Raw genomic sequence first — 19,033 nt, 5'->3', positions numbered from 1 at the left:
TCTTCGTGACGGTCGAGGCCCAGAGAGCGGTCGCCGCTGCCGTCGTGCGGGGCGAGCGAGTCCTGCTCGTGCGGCGACGTGTGGCGGAGGGCGCACTCTCGTGGCAGTTCCCGGCAGGGAAGATCGAATCCGAGGAGACTCCCGGGGAAGCCGCAGCACGTGAGACCGAGGAAGAGACCGGGCTCCTGGTGGTGCCCCATAGTGTGCTGGGACAACGGGTGCACCCCATGACAGGCCGGGAGGTCCACTACATCGCATGCCGCCCCGTCGGCGGCCAGGCGGTCCTGGCGAGTGCTGGGCGTCACCTCGCTGGTGGCCGGGGCGATGTGGGGGCCGTACCTGGTCGAGCCGAAGGACGGGGTCGACCAGTGGGGGGCAGCGGTCCCTGGAGATCCTCCGCAGATTGGCGGAGGACCCGTCCACGGGCGTCCGGCTCACCAGCGGCATAGATGCGTCCCGCACGGCCGAGGCATCACCAGAGTGAGTGGAGCCGGTCAAGTGGGCCATCGAGCCGTTCGCGTGGCGTCGTAGCGGGGCGGAGGATGGTGTTTTTCGTTCCACCCCGCGGGGACTCCCCGGCCGTCAGGATGCCTCTCGCTTCTCCCAGCGGTCGCGGAACCACGTCAGTGCCTCGGTGAGCAGCTTGAGGTTCGCGTGATCCTCCAGCAGAGACAGCCGGATGCCGGGGCGCAGTTCCAGTTTGCCCTCGGGGATGGCGACGCCTTCCAGTTCGTTCAGGCGCCGGAGGAGTTCGGCGCGGAGGGCGCGGTCGGTGAACGGTTCGCGGGCGGTCAGGTACTGGAACACGACCTCTGCGGTGCCGCCGCGTCCGCCTCCCGGGTAGAGCGTGAGCGGCCAGATGCCGCGGCCCGGAAGGCCCGCCTCCCCGAGCATGAGGAAGGCGCTAGTGGTCACGCGTCCTGCCCCGTAGCCGATCCACCCGCCGAGCGCCTCCCAGTGCGCGAACAGGCCGTGTACCGCGTCCACGGTGTCGGGGGAGTCGTCGGCGGCGAGCTGGCGGAGGAACCGCTCGGCTCGCGTCTCCTCGGGCTGGGTGGCCTCGGCTCGGCCGTCCGTGTCGGAGGGCCCGGCGGTGCCCTGGCCCTCGTCCTCGGCATCGGTACCGGCGATCAGCTGCGCGAGGTCGTCAGCGGTGAGCCGCTGTGCCGGGTCGGCCGCTCCGCTCGCCGTGAAGTGGATGCCGTCGGTGGTCAGCCGGGTGCGGACGTCGCCTCCCGCTTCGGGTGAGGCCCATCGGAAGCCGTCGGCCACCTTTCCGTCGGCGGTGAGGACCCGATACGCGTTGCTCACGCCGGGCGTGTCCGCAAGGTGGTTGCCGACGGCTTGGGCGCCGGAGCCGATGAAGGCGGCGAGGTCGCCGTAGGACGTCCAGGTGCCGTGGGGGAGCGCCGCGAGGGTCTGGTGGGCCAGCTGCCAGTCGCGGCTGCGCTCGGCGCGTCCGACCCCGCGCAGGGGCGCTGGCCACAGGCCGATCGCCCGGTCGGCGAGTTCGTCCGCGCGGGCCAAGATCTCCTTCGCGCCCCAGCGTTCGGTGGCCGCGATGCGACGGTTCATCTCCAAATGGCTGCCCAGGAGGAGGTCCTGCTTGCGCTTGAAGGGATGGTTGGAGAGCTCGGCGTTGACCGCGGTGAGCGTCAGGTTGCCGAGCGTGTGGTGGAGCCGGGTGTGGAGCTCCTCCGGGCTCTCCCCGTCCGAGGCGTCCTCGCCGAGCATGCGTAGCCATTCATCGCCGGGCGACTGCGGAATGACGTGCTCGATCGTGAGCTGAGCGGCGGCGAAGTCGATCGGCTCGGGGTGCTCGTGGCTCTCCTCCAGGCGCTGGAGTACAGCCTTGCGCTGATGCCAGCGCCCGTACTGGTAGAAGGGCGCCGTACGAATCTTGTCGCGCAGCTCGTCGTCACCGGGCCAGAACCGGTTCTCGGCGGACAAGAGTTGGTGCAGGCCGTCGGCCACCGGCAGATCGCGCGGGAGTTGTCCCGGCACGGCCTGGAAGATCCTGTTGAGGTTGTTCGTCGGCAGTCGGCAGATCATCCTGCGCACCAGGAAGCTCTCGACGTACGACAGAGCGCGGGCCGTCTCGGAGGGCTCGAGCTCTCCGCGCTCGCGGCGGTCCAGGAGCAGCATCAGCGCCGGATAGGTGACCTGCGCCTGCCAGGCATCAAGCCGGAGCAGGTACGACCGGACCGCGCGGTCGGGCTCCTCCTCGGGGTGCAGCAGCCTGCGGAAGAGGGAACTGTGGCGGTGCAACTCCTTGATGTACGCCTCGATGGCCGCCTCGTCCGGCTCCCCGCGCTCGAAACGGTGCTGCTGAGCCGTGTACAGGTCCTGGCGCCGCACACGGTCGTCCCCGTCGAGCACCAGCTGCAGCCACATGAGCTGCTCGAGCTCGTCGTTGCTCAGACTGGCCTGCAGCGGCAGCCAGTACGTCTCGTAGACGTGCTCCCCTCGGGTGGGCAGGCGCATGAACAAGTAGTTGCGCAACAGGTCTGCCTGGCTCAGCTTGAGGCCGGTGTTGTTGAGCGACTCGAAGATCCGGTGGACGTTGTCGCCGCGCTCCGCGGTCACCGCCACGAGAGTGAGCCGTGAGGTGATGGCCTGCTCCAGCCGGAACACGTCCTGCGGCGCCGCCGGGTCGTGCGCGGCGACGAGCTTGCGGCGGAAGAAGTTGTACGCGCTGGCGACGCTGCCGCCGGCGGAGGTCTCCTTGTGGCCGCGGATGTGCGCGGCGAACTGGGACCGGTCGGCCTGGGTCGGGAGGAGCCGGAAGTGGTCGTCGCCGGTCTTGCGCTTGTTGACGAGGTACTCCTCGTCGATGCGCTCCGCTTCGTCGGGCTGCGTGTCCGCGATGTGGTCGCGGATCGCCGCGAGGGCGAGGGACAGCGTCGTCAGCCGCTGCTGCCCGTCTACCACCAACCAGCGGGGAAAGGTGGCCTCGTTCTGCGGAGACGGTGCGAGGACGACGGAGCCGAGGAAATGGGTGCTTGCCCTGTCCCCGGTCTCGAGGAGCTCGGCCTGTTCCAGGACGTCGCTCCATAGCTGATTGAGCTGCTTTTCCGTCCAGGCGTACGTCCGCTGGTACAGGGGCACCTGGAACTGCTGCGCCCTCCCCTGAACGAGATCGGCGAACAGTGTCTCCTTGGCCTGCATGGCTCCCCCTCGGTCGGCGATCCGCTCGTGGTTGTGGAACGACGATATGACGTGCCGCCGCACCCATGGGCTGGAGGTCGCCGTAGGACGGTCACATCAGCAGCGGTATCAGGGAGAGGCCCAGCCCCAGGACGCCGATGACGAGGCCCGCCACCTCCCACGGGCGGTCGCGGAGGACCTCGCGGAGGGAGCGGTGCTGGGTGGCGGGGAGGCTCCAGGGGAGGCCGTGGAGGTGGCCGGGGAGGGAGTCGTCCAGACGGGTCAGGGCGACGACGTTCAGGGTGGCGTCGTCGACGAGGGACGTGGGGTCGAGGAGGACGTCCTCCGGGACCCAGCGGGCGCCCGGGCCCACCGGGATCGCCGGGGCGTCCGTCTCCAGCTGGAAGAACGTGATGCGGTACTCCGTCACCGCGCCCACCGTGCGGGAGAGCTGGACGACCGGGACCGTGCCCAGCTCCTTCAGCCGGTCCCTGCCGGGGGTGTGGGTGTAGCCGGGGAGCTCCTCCTCCAGTTCGCGGACGGCCGCCGCCCGGAGGTCGGTGTCCGAGGAGCGCACATGGCCGCCCGGCAGCTGGTACTGCCGGGCGCGGGCGTCGTACAGGAGCAGGTAGTGGGCCCGGCCGCCGCGGCCCCGGAGGCGGGTCTTCACCACGACCTGGGCGACCTCCGAGCGGCGCAGCGGGGCGGCGTGCGGGTCGAGGGCGAGGCGGCGTTCCTCCGCCAGGTAGAGGAACTGCGGCCCGGACAGCACCTGGCGGCCGGTGTACGGCGGCTCGGCCGTGCCCGGGCGCTCCCAGTTGTCCAGGAGCGAGCGGCCCTCCCGTACGTACGAGGCCAGGCTGCGGAGGAAGTAGCGGGCCTCGGGGCGCACGGTCAGGACGCCGGGCCCCTCCGCGCGCAGGACGCCGAACGCGCCCAGCAGCGCCTGCACCATCGGCGCCGCCGCCTCGGCCGCCGGGTCGCTCAGGCCCGCGCGCCGGCACAGTTCGGCGAGCGGGACCGGGGGGCCGGCCTGGTCCGCGGCGGCCTCGAGGACGGCGGCCAGGGCGGCGGTGTCGGGCTCGGGCATCGGGTCAGTCCTCCTTGCTCGGGACGCAGACGATCCAGTCGCCCGGCCTCGTCTCCCGGGTCTCCCACCCGAGCTCCTCGACCAGCCGGCGGAGGGACCGCTTGCGCGTCACCCGCTTGTAGGTATCGGAGCCCCAGCGGGCGCTCAGGGCTTCGCCCACGTCGGTCAGATCGGACTCGCCGCCCCGAGGGAGGAGCTGGGCGATCACCGCGCTCACGTCCGCCTCCAGGTCCAGGTCCGGGACCGGCGCGGGTACCTGGGGTGCCGGGGGCCGGTCCGAGCGGCGGGGGACGTGCACCCCGGGGCCGGCCTCCTCCAGGATCCAGCCCGGCTCCCGCTCGATGCGCCGCTTGAGCGAGGCGCCGACCTCGGTCGCGTACGCCTCGCCGAGGCCGGTGCGCAGCATGGTCCCCAGGGTCTGGAGGGTGGGGGTCCTGCCCTGTGCGAGCAGGTCGTCCACCGCCTCGGCGAACACCGTGGCGAAGGAGGACGAGGCTGTGCCGCGGGGAGCGGGCTGCGGCGGCTTGGAGGGTGTCTCGCCGGAGCGTTCGACCACGTGGACGCCCGGGCGGACCTCCCGCAGGGTCCAGCCGGGGTGGCGCTCGATGCTTCCCTTCAGCGAACCGACGACCAGTCGCTCGTAGTCCTTCTTGAAGCGCTTCATCAGGGCGCTCTTCACCTTGTAGAAGGTGGGCGCCATGCCTCCGTTGGCCTGTTCGAGCTCGGCGACCGCCGCGGCCAGGGCCTCGCCGAACTCGTCCTTCCGGCGGGCCTGCGGGGGCTTCTCGGCCGCTGACTCCTTGCGGGGTTCCGGGACGCGGCCGAACACCGTGCCCGTGGCGAGGCCGATCGACCGGTTCCCCGCGGATCCGCGCTGCTTCACCCACTCCAGCTTCGCCCACAGCCGGCCGAGCGCCTGCAGCCCGAGCCGGTCCGCCAGCGGGGTGCCGCCCGCGAACCGCTCCTCCAGCCACTCCTCCAGCTCCCGGGCCGGCACCTCGGAGATGCCCTGGGACAGGCGCTCCTCGATCTCGTACCGCAGATCGGTCGCCACGCGCTCGGCGAGCTGCTCCACCGGCACGACCTCCCCCTCCACCAGGGTCGACGTGACCGGAAACAGCTCCAGGCCGCGGGCGTTGCGGCCGCCGTTGCGGTCCATCTCGACCATGACGGCCCGGATGATCTGCCCGCGGACCGGGCCGCCGACGAGCGGGGTGCGCACGTCGTCGGTGGTGAAGCGCGCCCACCCGTGGTCGACCATGTCGACGATGCCGTGCCCCTCCGCCTCGTTGACGAAGGTGATGCGGCCCAGCTCGGAGCTCTCGCCCGAGGGCCGCCGGTCCACCGGTGCCGACGCTCCGCCGTTCCCGTTCCGCAGGCGTACGAGCGGGTCGTCGCCGTCCGCCTCGAGGTACAGCCGGTCCGACTCCGCCAGGAGTCCGGCGACGTCCGCGCCGTCGTAGCGGAAACGGGCGGCGACCCGCTCCGCGAGCCGGGACAGCCGGGGCGTGTCGCCGACCGTCTGCCACGCCTCCAGGAGCGAGACGCAGAAGTCCAGCTTGCGCTGCCTGCCGAGCGTGACGGCCCGCTCCGCGACCTGGGCCGGGGCCAGCCGCACCGGCTGCCGGGCGGTGAGGGCCGGCGCGGGGGCGACGGGCACCGCCTGCCGGGCCCGGACCGCGTGGGGGAGGTGGCCCCGCTGGACGTCCCAGGCGCGGGGGCCCTCGGGACTCAGGCCGAGGAAGAAGTTGACCGGCTTGTTGTCGTCGCCGTCCGGCAGGAACTTGCCCCGGGACGGCACGAAGAACGCCGAGACCGCGCCCTCGAGCTGGATGCGGCCCGCCTGGGGGCCGCGGATGAAGTCGATGACCCCGTTGACGCGCTGGAGGTGGGTGGTGTTGGTCCAGAACATCTCGCGGCGGTTCCATTCGCCGAGGTCGCTGTCGGCGATGAGCGGGTACCACTCGGGACCGGTGGACAGCCACAGGTACGAGCGGTTGGAGCGCCCCACCACGTACCGCTCGGCCTGCTGCTGCTCCACGCGGAAGGCCTCCACGTCGTTGCTGCGCCCGGTGAACCAGAGCTGGAAGAAGAGGCAGTACCGGTAGTAGTGGGCGCGCCAGGAGGGGAAGCGGTCGGCCCAGAGCTGGAGTTGGGAGAGGGCCTCGTCGATGTCGAACTCGGGCAGGAGCTTGTACGCCTCGAACCAGAGCCGGTAGTCCTCCTCCTTGCAGCCCGTCCGGGAGAGGTTCTGCCGGGCCAGCTCCACGATGCGGGCGAGTTCGGCGTGGTCGAGCTCCCGCCAGCTGCGGCCGCCGCGCACGTAGTACGCCTGGGCCAGCGCCCGTTGCATCATCGGGGTGCTGCGGGCGCCGGCCACGGCCAGCTCCCACAGCTCGACCACCGAGTCGAGGTCCCCGTACAGGCGCTTGATGTCGGCCTGGCAGCGCACCAGATAGTCGTCGTGGTGGTCCAGCGTCCCGTACAGCTGGGCGGCCTCGTTCAGCAGGAAGTTGGCCTCGGCCAGGTTCTCGGCGACCCACTCGCTCGCGTCGGAGCTGAGCTCCGCGATCGAGGAGACCCGCGCCGCGTCCTTGATCGCCTTGGCCACGTCGACGACGGCCTGGACGTGGGTGACGTAGCCGTAGATGTTCTCCGGGTTCAGGTTCCGCGCGGTGGCGAAGCACTCGACGGTCTGGGCGAACCAGCGGTCGGCGACGGCCATCACCGGCTGCACCCCGCGCCGTTTGGCGTCCCGCAGGGCCTGCCGCATCCGGCTGCGGCGCGCCAGCCCCAGGGTGTGGTGGTGCAGGAAGTCCCCCTCCGCCAGCTCCACCGCGCGCGTGACGTACTCCTCCGCCTTGTCGAGCTCCCGGTTGAGCCGGTACATCTGGTGCCGCCCCAGGTGGTTCCAGAAGTGCGGCTCGTCCGGCACGTACTCGGTGAGGGTCTTCAGCACCTGGTGGGCGGAGTTGAGGTCCAGCTGCTCGATCAGCGGGGCGAAGTTGCGCCGGTCCTCGACCCCTTCGGCGGTGCCGCCCTGCCGGTCGACGAACATCTGGCGCAGCAGCACCCGCACCGGGTCCGAGGACACGTCGGTGGTGTTCGCCAGCGCCTGGATGAAGTCGATCGCCAAATCCTTGAGGTGCGGCTTCCAGTCGGCGTCGTTGAGCAGTTCCGCCAGCACCTGCTCGGCCAGGAGCTGGTGCTGCAGGCGCACGCGGCCGTTGCGGACGGCCACCAGGCGGGCCGCCTCGGGCCCCAGCACGTCCGAGAGGTGCAGCTCCGCCGAGGGCGCGGAGACGCGCATCAGCTTCTGCACCAGCTCGCGCTGCAGCCCCGTGTTGGAGTAGATCGTGGCCAGCGCCAGGTACTGCATGACCTCGCGGGCCCGGCCGCGCACGTGGTCCAGATGGGTGCGCACATAGGCGGAGAGCTTGGTGAACTCCCGCTCGAAGGTGATCAGTCCGTAGAAGAAGGGGGTGCGGTAGCGCTCGTAGGACGGGGTGCCGAGCAGGCGCAGTTCCTCGACCCGGTGCCGATCCGTCGTCAGGGCGGCGTAGCGGCCCAGGAACTCGGCGGTCTCCTGCTCGTCGAGGGGCTCCGAGACCTGCAGGGCGCCGCTCCGGTTCTCCTGGGTGATCCCCCGTCTGACGTAGAGCACGGTCAGCGGGGTGTTGCGCCGCGCCGACTCGCGGTAGAGGCCCTCCCGGTAGGCCTCGCTCAGGTCGCCCGCCTCGGCGACCAGCAGCACCGGCATCTGCGTGATCGTGTACAGCAGGTGCAGCCGGTCGGCGATGAGCGGGACGCGCGCCTGGCCGACCGGGACGCCCTGCGGGAGCACCGCCACCGGATACCGCTGGTGCAGGTCCCAGGCGGCGCGCAGGGCGACGGTGGTCCCGCCCGCCCCCGGCTGGTGTTCGACGACCACGGTACGGGTGCGGTGCTGCTTGAGGCTGTCGCGCACCGCCGCCACCAGCGCGTCGTTGACGGCGCGGACCACGTCACGGCCCGCGTCCAGGTCGTCCCAGCCGATGAGGCCGCCGCGCCAGAAGGCGTCGTTGTCGCTGCGGTCGCCGGGCTGCGCGGACGCCTCGATCCCGTCGTGCAGGACCACCAGGTGCTCGCGCAGCTTCTGCATGGTCTCCGGCGAGATCGCCGCCGTGCCCTTCTCCAGGGCGGGCACCGAGTAGTCGAGGTACTCGCCGCTCGTGCCCAGCGTCGCCGTCAGGCGTTCCAGTAAGTCGTCCACGGGCAGCGGCACCTGCACGAGGGGCACGTCGGGGCGCAGGTCGGCCAGGCCCACGTGGACGAAGGTCGCCTGCCCCTCGAGCATCTCGTCCATGGTCTCGATGACCTTCAGCAGCCGGTCCCGGCCCGCGCCCGCCGCGGACTCCGTACCGCCTTCGAGGACCACGACGTACACCGGTGTGTCCCCGGCGAACTGGTGGAACGAGGAGGTGAGCCGGCGCACCGTGTCGAGGCGGCGGATCACCCACTGGCGGCCCTCCAGGGAGGGCTCGCGGCGCAGCACGGACCCGGCGCTCAGCAGCCAGGCGGTGCCGCGCGCGTAGTCGATCACCGGGCGGTCCTCGGTGAAGAGGTGCACCGCGCGCTGGGTGCTCAGGACCGGCCCGGCCCGGTGGTGCAGGCCGTCGCCGTCCGAGGCCGGGTCGAGGTCGACCACCAGCGACCAGGGGATCCGTCCGAGCGCGGAGACGGAGGCCGTGCGCGGGAGCTGCTCCGCGACCAGGACCCAGCGGGCGGCCTGCGGGGAGAAGCCGGAGACGGTCGCCCAGAAGGACTCCCACAGCTCCTCCCGGACGCGCAGCTCCTCCTCGGGCGCGGTCCGGGGCGCGGGGAGGGCCGGCCGGGGGTCCGCCGTGGCGAAGGTCCGGCGGTACCGCAGGGCGTACCAGCCCGCGTAGGCGAGGCAGAGCCGGGCGCGTTCGTCGCCGGAGGGGAAGCGCCGCGCCCACATCAGGGCGGCGGCCATGCGCACCAGCATGAACTGGCGGCGCAGGTGGTCCACCCGGCCGGGCTGCCGCGCCACCCAGTCCAGGATCCCGGCGCGCGACCGCTGCAGGAACTCCACGAGCCACTGGCAGTCGTCCGGCACGGACTTGACCGCGCTGTCCTCCGCCGCCTCCAGGCACCGGGCGAGCACGGGCCGGCGGATCGACGGCAGGATGTTCACCAGGACGCTGACCTCCAGGTAGGCGAGGTCGAAGCCGGCCACCGAGCGGCGGGCCCGGTCCACGTCGACGATCCAGAAGGCGTCGTCGTCCGCCTCGACCTCGTCCCGGGGCACCAGGACGTTGCCGGTGTTGAGGTCCCCGTGGCAGATGCCGCCCATCACGGGCAGTCCGGTGTCCTCGGCCTCGCCCAGGACGGTGAGCGGGTTGAGGAAGGCGTGGCCGTCCTCCTGGTGGACCTCGCCGGTGAACAGGGCGGGGACCGCGGCCTCGCACTCGGCCAGCCGGTGCTCGCCGGCGATCTGCAGGAGCAGGTCGCGCGGTCGCATCCGGGTGATCTCGCTCGGGTCGGCCCAGGCGTCCAGGAGCTCGCGGGAGAGGGTCTCGGCGCAGCGCAGCAGCCCCGTCGAGCCGCTGCGCGGCGGGACGTACCAGCTGAGGCTGCCGCCGGCGAGCTGGTGCAGCGAGACCACCACGCGTTCCTCGTCCCGGCGCTGCTGGGCGACGCGGAGCAGCCGCGGCACGTGCCGCTCCGCGAACCCGGGGTCGGCGGCCCGGATCAGCTGATGGGCCGCCAGTTCGTTGGTCTGGACGAGGTCTTCCTCCTCCGGGCCGACCCGCAGGACGTACGTGCCGGCCGGGAGCTCTCCGGTGTCGCCGCTGATGTCGACGCTGACCAGCTCGGCCCCCGAGCGCCCGCCGGGCATCGGCTCGAAGAGGAAGCTCGCCGACGGCAGCCACAGGGTGAGGGCCTCCATCGCGAGGTCCTGATGCACGGCCCGGGTGAGACGCAGTGTGCTGTCCAAGGAGTATCCGCCCCCCGCTCCGGCCGGTCGACGGCCGCTCGCGACGCTCCGATCACCAACTTGTTGTACCACCCGGCGGGGGTGACCTGTAGGCGTCTTCGCGAGCTGCTCCCGGAGCCCTCCTCACACCCGCGCGTACCGGCTCACCGGTCGGGTCAGGCCGAGGTGTCCGCGCAGGGTCGTCTCCGTGTAGGCCGTGCGGAAGGCTCCGCGGCGCCGGAGTTCGGGGACGAGGGCGCGGGTGATCGCCTCCAGGTCGTGGGGGAGGGCCGCGGGCCGGAGCCGGAAGCCGTCGAAGCCCAGCGGGCGCCAGTCGAGGAGGAGGTCGGCGAGCGCGGCCGGGGTGCCGGTGAAGATGTGGGCGTCGGAGGCGAGTTCGGCGCCGGCCAGGGTGTCCAGGCGGTCCTTGCGGGCGACCGCCTCCGCCTCGGTGTCGTCCAGCAGGACCACCAGGTCGGCGAAGCGCTTCAGCGGGCGGGCGGCCAGGTCGCGGCCGGCGGTGCGGACCGCGGTGTCGACCTCGGCCAGGATGCGGCGGGCGTCCGCCGGGTCGTCGGGGGTGACGAACACCAGGTCGGAGGCGCGGGCGGCGAACTCGTACGGCGTCGACGCGTGCGCGAGGCTCGCGACCAGCGGCTGGCCCTGCGGCGACCGCGGGGTGATCGACGGGCCCCGGACGCTGAAGAGCGGGCCCTCGAAGTCGACGGCGTGCAGCTTGGCGCGGTCCACGAAACGGCCCGTGGCCGTGTCCCGTATCTCCGCGTCGTCCTCCCAGCTGTCCCACAGCCGCCGCGCCACCTCGACCACGTCGGCGGCCTCCGCGAACAGCGGGCGCAGCCGGGCGGCGATCCGCTCCTCGGAGAGCACGTCCTCGTCGGTCAGCTGCGGGGTGGTGCGCCGGCCGAAGTGCCGGGCGTCCGCGGCGCGGGAGGCGATCTGCGGGCGCCAGCCGGCCCGGCCGCGGGCGGCGTGGTCGAGGGTCGCGATGCCGATCGCGACGTGGAAGGGCTCGGTGTGGGTGACGTTGGTCGTCGGCACGAGGCCGATGCGGGAGGTCAGCGGGGCCACCCGGGCCGCCACCAGGACCGCGTCCAGGCCGCCCCTGACCTGGTCGGTGCGGTCGTCGGGGCGGTGGAAGGCCGCGGACTGCTGGCCCAGGGCGTCCTCCAGGGTGACGAAGTCGAGCAGTCCGCGCTCGGCCTCGGCCACCAGGTCCGCCCAGTAGCCGGGCGAGAACAGCTCCGCCGGGCGGGCGTCCGGGGCCCGCCAGGCCGCCGGGTGCCAGCCCGCGTCGTTCAGGGCGACGGCGAGGTGCAGGGTCACGATGTCTCCTCGGGGGACGTGGGGGCGCCGAGGCCCAGGTGTTCGCGGAGCGTCGTGCCCGTGTACTCCTCGCGGAAGACGCCCTTCTCCTGGAGCAGCGGGACCACCCGGTCCACCACCTCGTCCAGGCCGCCGGGCGTCAGGTGCGGTACGAGGACGAAGCCGTCGGCCCCGTCGCTCTGCACGTAGTGGTCGATGGCGTCGGCGACCGTGCGCGGACTGCCCACGAAGGTCTGGCCGCCGTGCACCTCGATCATCAGCTCGCGGATGCTCAGCCCCCGCTCGTCGGCCAGCTTCCGCCACCGCCGGGCGGTCTCCTCGCGGCCCTTGCGGAACACCGAGTGCCCCTTCAGGACCAGGGACTCGGGCTCCGGGTCGACATCGGGCAGCGGGCCGTCCGGGTCGTAGCCGGACAGGTCCCGGCCCCACACCCCCTCCAGGTGCGCGATCGCCGTCTGCGGGCTCACCTGCGCCCGGGTGATCTCGTCGGCGTACGCGACCGCCTCCTCGTCCGTGTCCGCGACGATCGCCGTCGCGGTGGGCATGATCTTCAACTGCCCGTGCGTGCGTCCGTACTTCGCGAGCCGGGACTTCACGTCCGCGTAGAACGGGCGCGCCTCCTCCAGCCGGCTGTACTTGCTGAAGATCACGTCCGCGTCGGAGGCGGCGAACTCCCGCCCCGCGTCCGACTCACCGGCCTGGATGACCACCGGGTGCCCCTGCGGGCCGCGCGGGGTGGTGAACCGGCCCTCGATGTCGAAGTGCCGCCCCCGGTGGGCGAACCGGCCCGCTCCCTCGCGCACGAAGTGTCCCGAAGCGGCGTCCGCGAGGACGTCGCCCTCCGCCCAGCTGTCCCACAACTCCCGTGCGGTGCGCAGGAACTCGGCGGCCCGCGTGTAGCGGTCCGCCTCGTCCAGGAAGCCGCCGCGACGGAAGTTCTCGCCGGTGAAGGCGTCATAGCTGGTGACCACGTTCCAGGCCGCCCGGCCGCCGCTCAGCAGGTCCAGGCTCGCGAGCCTGCGCGCCACCTCGTAGGGCTCGTTGAACGTGGCGTTCACGGTGCCGGCCAGACCGAGCCGGTCGGTGACGGCCGCGAGGGCCGCGAGCACCGTCAGGTTCTCCGGGCGGCCGACCACGTCCAGGTCGTAGACCTCGCCCTTGTGCTCGCGCAGCCGCAGCCCCTCGGCGAGGAAGAAGAAGTCGAACTTGCCTCGCTCGGCCGCCTGCGCCAGCCGGATGAAGGAGTCGATGGAGATCTGGCTCTCGGAACGCGGGTCCGACCAGACGGTCACGTTGTGGATGGCCGGCAGCTGTACCGCGAGGTGCACCTGTTTCACCGTGCCTCCTCCTTCTCGGTTCTGGGGACGGGGCCGGTCTGCTGGGACGAGCCTGCCTGGACACCTGTACGAGTGCCCAGGCCGACCGGCGCTGTTTCATGAGCTGTTCACGGACCGGGGCGGCGCGGTGGGGACGCGCGCCCGGCCCGTCACGAAAGGCGGGCGGGCGAGACGTAGGTGACCGTGTTCTCGAACGCGATCCCGTGGCTCTTCACGTCGATCGCGATCCGGTCCCCGTCGGCGATCCGGAACCCGTCGTGGAAGCTGGCCTCGTCCGCGCCGAGCAGCACGTAGTTGACGAGACCGGGGCGCCGCACCGCCGGGAAGGAGAACAGGTGCTCCACCATGTCCTTCACCCGGAAGTACAGGGCGTCGCCACCGCAGTCGAAGCTGCCCTCCCAGGCGGTCGCGCCGTCCCGCGTGATGGTCACCCGCCCGTTCGCCGAGCGCGGCGGCTCGCCGAGGAACAGCCAGGGCGCGAGGGCCGTGTCGCACAGCTTGCAGTACGGGTTGTAGCCCGGGTCCTTGCGGTGCAGGCCGATGTCGCACAGGTCGTTGCCGAAGGTGTAGCCCGCGTAGTGCGGGGTGCCGTCGGCGTCGTTGACGTACACGAGCGCGACCTCGGGCTCCTCGATGAGCGCCACCGGGTTCGCGGGCACGTTCAGCGGCTCGCCGGGCAGCCGCACCCAGTCGCCGAAGCCCTTGAAGAACCACTTCGGCGGTGTGAACTCGCCGCCCTCCGGCGCGGTCTCGCCGCCCCACTTCTTGCGGTGGGTGCCCATGAAGCCGCTGAGCAGCGCGTTTCCGGTGGCGGTCGGAAGCAGCGGCGGGAGCAGCCGCAGCTCGGGGTCGTCTGCGGCCACGGTGACCGGGGTCGCGCCCCCGGTCACGGCGGCCCGGATCGCGTCCGCCGAGCCGTCGGTGGCGACGAAGGCCGCCGCGAGCTGCCCGTCGGCCACCGGGTACAGGGTGTGCGGGGCGTCCGGCTCGCCGGGCGTGCCGAAACCGACGTGGCGCTCGCCGCGGTACAGGGCCTCGAAGAGGGCGGGGGTCGGAAGGGACATGGGAAGGACCTCCTGAACGTTCATGTGAGTGAGGAATGGAGTCGCACGGCGGCCGAGGCCCGACCGGCCCGCCCCGGCGACGGAGCCGCGAGCGGGCGGGACTTTCCGGACACGGCCCAGGTCGTGTCTTTCGGATCAGGCCGGATCAGCCCGCGGCACCGGACGCCGCGGGCCCGGCGTGATCCGACAGACGCGGCCTAGGGGGCGGTCGTGGTCGCCAGGGAGGCCACCGCCTCGCCGACCCAGGCCACGGAGTCCCGGATCCACGGCAGCGCCAGCGGGTCCGGTGCCGCGAGCGCGGCCAGCCGCTGCTCGTCGGTGTCGCCGTACAGCCGGCTCGTCGCCACCCGGATCCGCAGCGCCTCGGCGGGTTCCCCGAAGGCGCTGGCCGGGAGCACCCCCACGCCGTGCCGCTCGCTGAGGAAGCGGGCCACGTCGTCGCCGCCGCGGACGCCGTGCACGCGGGAGAGTTGCTCCCGGAGCGGAACGAAGTCCGGGTAGAGGTAGCAGGTCGCCCGGACCGGGGCGAGCCGGGCGCCCGCCGCGGTGAAGTGCCCGGCGACCGCCCGCACCACCGCCTCGTGCAGCCGACGGCTCGCCGCGATCCGCTCGGTGACCTCCGGCGGCTCCCCGAACGCGTACGCCGCCACCGTCTGCACGGGCGCGGGCGGGCTCGACCAGATCTGGCTCGCGACCGAGACCAGGCGGGCGTGCAGCTCCCGGCCCGGTTCGCCGTCCGGGAGCCTGGCGACCCCGGTGCGCCACCCGCCCAGGGCCAGGTTCTTGGTGAGCCCGGTGGTCACGACGGTCCGCTCGGGTGCGTGCAGGGCGGGGGACTCGGCCGGCGCCCCCGTGTCGTACACGAGGTCGCCGTATATCTCGTCCGACACCACCACCAGGTCGAGCTCCCGCGCCACCGCGGCCAGCCGCCGCACGGTGCCGGGCGAGGCGATCGTCCCGGTGGGGTTGTCCGGCACCGTCACCACCACGGCCCGCGGGTCGCGCCCGGCCGCCCGCGCCGTCAGCACCGCCTCGCGCAGCAGCTCCGGATCCGGCACCCCGCCCTCGCCGGGCGGGGTCCGCACGGGCAGCGGGTCCGCCCCGGCGAGCCGGGCCTGGGCCGCGTAACTCACCCAGCTCGGCACCGGCACCACCACGTCCCCGCCGATCGCCAGGAGCAGCGCGAACAGCAGGGACTTGCTGCCGGGCCCCGCCACCACCCGCCCCGGGTCCACGCCGATCCCGCGCCGCGCCCAGTACCCGGCGGCGGCCTCCCGCAGTGCCGGGCTGCCGGGCACGGGACCGTACGCGTTCTCGTCGGCCGCGGCCGCGAGGCGCTCCCGCAGGGCGGGCGGCACCGGCAGCCCGATCTCCCCGCTGGCCATCGACAGGACCCGCTCCCCGGCCAGCCGCCGCCGGGCGAGCGCCTCGTCGGCGGCGAGGGTGGCGGACATGGCGACGGGGGCGGGCGGGGGCGGGGGCATGGGGAGCTCCAGGGGGTGGGTACGGGTGCGGATTCGGATACGAGTGCGGGGCGGGGGGACGGGCGTGCGGCGGGTCAGTGCCGCGCGGCCGGCACCGGTCCGTACCGCTGCCGCAGCTCCACCTTCCGGACCTTGCCGGTCAGCGTCTTCGGCAGCGCGGGCAGGAGTTCCACCCGGTCCGGAAGGAATCGCGGGTCCTGGCCCGCGGCGAGGAGGTGCGCGCGGACCTCGTCGAGGCTCGGACCGCCGTCCTCGGAGCCGGCGTCCGGCACGACCACGGCGCAGATCACCGTGCCCTGGCCCGCCGTTGCGCCCGCCGTTGCCCCGGCGGCCGATGCGCCGGCCGATGTACCGTCCGAAGCGCCTCCTGGAGTACCGCCCGGAGCGGCGTCCGCCGCGCCCGGCAGGCCCACCAGGGCGGCCTCGACCGCCTTCGGGTGCGAGCCGATCACCGCCTCCAGCTCCGTCATCGGCGCCACCACCCCGTCCCGGACGATCGCGTCGCGCGCCCGCCCGATGATGCGGATGCCGCCGCGGCCGTCGTCCCGCGCGAGGTCGCCGGTGTCGAACCAGCCGTCCGCGCCGAACTCCGCCGCGAACACCTCCTCGCGCCGGTAGTAGCCGAGCGCGAGCGACGCCCCGCGCACCCGCAGGCGGCCCACGCCGCCGGCGGCGCCCTCGGAGTCGACCCGGGTCTCCATGGCGTCGATGGCGCGCCCGTTGCTGTGCGCCGCCCAGTCCGCCGGGTCCGTGGGCCGGGTCATGGTCACGGGACCGTTCTCCGACATGCCCCACAGCGAGTACGTACGGGCCCCGAGGGCCGCGTGGACCTCGTCGGCCAGCTCGGCGAGCACCGGCGCCGATCCGATCACCACGTGCCGCAGCGTGCCGGTGTCCCGCTTCTCGGTCCGCTGCGAGGCGACCACGTCCGCGAGGGTGGCCGGCGGCCCGTACAGGAGCGTGGCGCGGTAGCGCTCGACCAGGTCGAGCAGCGCCTCGTTCTTCCGCACGTCCTGGAAGGCGACGGTCCCGCCGAGCATGACGCCCGCGAGGACGCCCTGCGCGAAGCCGGAGTAGTGGACGAGCGGGGTCGACACGGCGGCCACCCAGTCGTCGCCGAGCCCGAAGGCCTCCACGTAGCCGCGGACCGCCGAGTGCACGGTGTTCTGGCTGTGCAGCACGCCCTTGGACTCGCCCGTGGTGCCGGAGGTGAACAGCACCACGAACGGCTCGTCGGCGGCGAGCGCGGACCGGTCGGCCAGGGTCCCGGCGGCCTCGGGGCGCTCCTCCCGGGCGGTGGCCACGAACCGCTCGTGGAAGGAGAGCGCGCCCTCGGGCACCGGGCCGTCCACCACCAGCACGTGCTCCAGGGTGGGCAGTTCGCCCTTGAGCCGGGTCGCGATCTCGGCGAGCGGCGTGCCCGACCACTCCGGGAGGGTGACGCACACCCGGGCCCCGGTGAGGCCGAAGCGGTGGCGCAGCTCCTCCTCCGGGCAGATCGGCGAGATCGGGCAGATGACGGCGCCGACCCGCATGCACGCGAACATCAGCGGCACCATCTCCCACCGGTTGGGGAGCTGGACGGCGACGAAGTCGCCGCGCCGCACGCCGAGTTCGATGAGCGCCAGCGCGAAGCGGTCGGTCAGTGCGGCAAGCTCGGCGAAGTCGAGCGTGTCGGTGCGGGACTCCGCGATCCGGCGGCCGGCGATGGCGAGCTTGTGGGGCCGCTCGCGCGCCTGCCGGTACAGGTCGTCGAGGAAGGTCTCGTCCCGCCACCAGCCCCGGCGCCGGTACGCGGCGCCGGGGGCGGGCTCCCGCTCGGCGGGGGCCGCGGCTCCGGTCGAAGGGGCCGTCATCCCAGCAGTTCCTTCCGGCGGGTGGCCAGGAGCTCCGGCAGCGGGTCGCCCGCCCGGCCGTCCGCGATCTCCAGGAGGTCCCGGGTGTTCTGCCGCACCCGGTCGCCGACCCAGTCGAACACCCACGCCTTGCGGGCGTCCGCCGCCAGGTCGAAGGGGACGACCCGGGTGACGGCGAGGGCGGCCGAGGCCGCGCCGCCGATGTTGGCGATGACGCCCGGCACCAGCGTGCCGCCCGAGGCCGCCACCTTCTCCTTCGCCGCGGCGGTGGAGGCGAGGTTGGCGCCCTCGACGACCAGGCCGGCCCGCAGCCGGTGGGCGTTCTCCGCGGTGAGCGCGTACTTCTGCGCGGCGAGGATCAGCAGGTCCGCGGGCACGTCGAGCCAGGCGTCCGGGGCCGTGGAGACGGTGACGCCCTCCGGGAGGCGGGAGCGGTCGATGCGCCCGAACTCGTCGGTGATGGAGACGAGTTCGTCCACCGGGAGCCGGTCGGCGCTGATCGTTCCCTGGACGTCTGCGACGCCCACGACGACGTGCCCGCGCTCTTCGAGGAAGCGTGCCACGGCCCGGCCGACGGCGCCGAAGCCCTGCACCACGACCCGGGCGGCCTCGGTGCGGCCGCGGGTCTCCAGGGCGGTGAGCGCGGCGACGCCGACGCCGTGCCCGGTGCAGTCGATCAGCGGCTCGTAGTACGTGCGCCAGTCGATGGGCATGTCGGGCGCGCCGAGCCGGAAGCGCGGGTCGTAGCCGGCCTCGTCGAAGAAGACCGCCCGGTCGGCGGGGGTGACGCCCATGTCGATGCCGAGGTGGATGCCGCCGTGCAGCAGCGGCTTCACGGTGCGGCCGAAGGTGCGGAAGGTCCGCTCCCGGTCCGCGCCCTCGGAGTTGCCGGCGTCGGCGACGATGCCCGCCTTCGCGCCGCCGATGCGCAGGCCCGCGAGGGTGAACTTGTCGGTCATGTCGCGGGCGAGGCCGGCCACCTCCTCCTCGCTGACCCCGGTGGTCATCCGGGTGCCGCCCATCGCGAGCCCGTCGACGAGCGTGTCGACGACCACCCAGCCCTTGATCGCGCCGCGGCTGCCGTTGAGATGGACGGTGAACGCGGGCTCCTGCGGGTTCTCCACAACGCTCATGCGAATCTTCCTCGTGTACGTGGGTGGGTGGGGGTCACTGGTAGAGCGCGGCGAAGCCGCGCAGGATCTCCAGGCCGTCGGGGCGGAACTCCACGTGCGCCTGGGAGCCGAGGATCCGCCCGTCGTCCGAGCTGAGGAACTCCACGGGCGCGTGCTCGGAGTGCCCGATGGAGCGGAAGCCCGCCGGGGCCTCCTGGAGGTAGAGGGTGTGCCGGTGGAAGACCGTCACGGTCTTGTCGACGTGGGCGAACAGCGGTTCCCCCGTGTCGACCGTCGCCTCGTGGCCGCCGACCCGCTGCGGCCCCTCGGCGAGCCGGCCGCCGTTGGCGACGGCGATGATCTGCATGCCGCCGCAGATGCCGTAGACGGGGACGTCGCTGCCCATGACCAGGTCGATCAGCGGGCGGTAGTAGTCGGTGTCGTAGGCCCGTACCTTCGTTCCGCTGAGGACGATGGCCTGGTGGCGGCCGTCGAGCCGGGCGGGCACGGACGTCGCGTCGACGACGTCGGTGTCCGAGCCCAGCGTCGCGAGACGGGCGCGCAGCTGCTTCAGGGACAGGGTCCCGTTGTTGACGACGAGTACCCGGGGTTGCGCCAT

10 protein-coding genes and 2 pseudogenes are annotated in these 19,033 nt (G+C 73.1%); 2 read left to right on the top strand and 10 right to left on the bottom strand.

Annotated elements, in window-relative coordinates:
• Positions 1 to 5: 5 nt before the first annotated feature.
• Positions 6 to 254 (top strand): annotated as a pseudogene (locus ABD981_RS35910) (NUDIX domain-containing protein); the annotation flags it as partial.
• Positions 255 to 288: 34 nt separating this feature from the next.
• Positions 289 to 481, top strand: a pseudogene (locus ABD981_RS35905) (FAD-dependent oxidoreductase); the annotation flags it as partial.
• 101 nt (positions 482 to 582) lie between these two features.
• Here the strand turns inward: ABD981_RS35905 and ABD981_RS35900 are convergent.
• From ABD981_RS35900 to ABD981_RS35855, 10 genes are all read right to left on the bottom strand, one after another.
• A complete protein-coding gene (locus tag ABD981_RS35900; protein ID WP_046911468.1) occupies positions 583 to 3,168 on the bottom strand; it encodes a GmrSD restriction endonuclease domain-containing protein in 2,586 nt (861 codons plus the stop codon).
• A 91-nt stretch (positions 3,169 to 3,259) separates the two neighbouring features.
• Positions 3,260 to 4,237, bottom strand: a complete 978-nt coding sequence (locus tag ABD981_RS35895; RefSeq protein ID WP_046911467.1) for an NUDIX hydrolase — start codon at positions 4,235 to 4,237, stop codon at positions 3,260 to 3,262.
• A 4-nt stretch (positions 4,238 to 4,241) separates the two neighbouring features.
• Complete coding sequence (locus ABD981_RS35890) at positions 4,242 to 10,238, bottom strand: hypothetical protein (protein ID WP_165591020.1); 5,997 nt, start codon at positions 10,236 to 10,238, stop codon at positions 4,242 to 4,244.
• Positions 10,239 to 10,361: 123 nt separating this feature from the next.
• Positions 10,362 to 11,564 (bottom strand): LLM class flavin-dependent oxidoreductase, encoded by a 1,203-nt coding sequence (locus ABD981_RS35885; RefSeq protein WP_123955131.1) that lies wholly within the window; start codon positions 11,562 to 11,564, stop codon positions 10,362 to 10,364.
• Positions 11,558 to 12,898 carry an NtaA/DmoA family FMN-dependent monooxygenase gene (locus tag ABD981_RS35880; RefSeq protein WP_046911464.1) on the bottom strand — a complete coding sequence of 447 codons (1,341 nt, stop codon included), beginning with the start codon at positions 12,896 to 12,898 and terminating at the stop codon, positions 11,558 to 11,560. The genes ABD981_RS35885 and ABD981_RS35880 overlap by 7 nt, the downstream gene beginning before the upstream one ends.
• A gap of 149 nt (positions 12,899 to 13,047) precedes the next feature.
• Entirely contained in the window at positions 13,048 to 13,962 is a 915-nt protein-coding gene (locus ABD981_RS35875) for a fumarylacetoacetate (FAA) hydrolase (protein ID WP_046911463.1), read from the bottom strand.
• Between the two features lie 197 nt (positions 13,963 to 14,159).
• Positions 14,160 to 15,446: a pyridoxal phosphate-dependent aminotransferase gene (locus ABD981_RS35870; protein WP_046911462.1), complete on the bottom strand. Its 1,287-nt coding sequence runs from the start codon at positions 15,444 to 15,446 to the stop codon at positions 14,160 to 14,162.
• Positions 15,447 to 15,520: 74 nt separating this feature from the next.
• Entirely contained in the window at positions 15,521 to 17,302 is a 1,782-nt protein-coding gene (locus ABD981_RS35865; RefSeq protein ID WP_046912290.1) for an AMP-binding protein, read from the bottom strand.
• Positions 17,299 to 18,435, bottom strand: a complete 1,137-nt coding sequence (locus tag ABD981_RS35860; protein WP_123955257.1) for a Glu/Leu/Phe/Val dehydrogenase dimerization domain-containing protein — start codon at positions 18,433 to 18,435, stop codon at positions 17,299 to 17,301. Before ABD981_RS35860 ends, ABD981_RS35865 begins: the two co-directional genes overlap by 4 nt.
• A gap of 34 nt (positions 18,436 to 18,469) precedes the next feature.
• Positions 18,470 to 19,033, bottom strand: coding sequence for a type 1 glutamine amidotransferase (locus ABD981_RS35855; RefSeq protein WP_046912292.1), 564 nt, complete (start codon positions 19,031 to 19,033; stop codon positions 18,470 to 18,472).

Source organism: Streptomyces showdoensis, from assembly GCF_039535475.1.
GTDB classification, from domain to species: domain Bacteria; phylum Actinomycetota; class Actinomycetes; order Streptomycetales; family Streptomycetaceae; genus Streptomyces; species Streptomyces showdoensis.
This window is presented reverse-complemented; position numbering and strand designations above follow the sequence as displayed.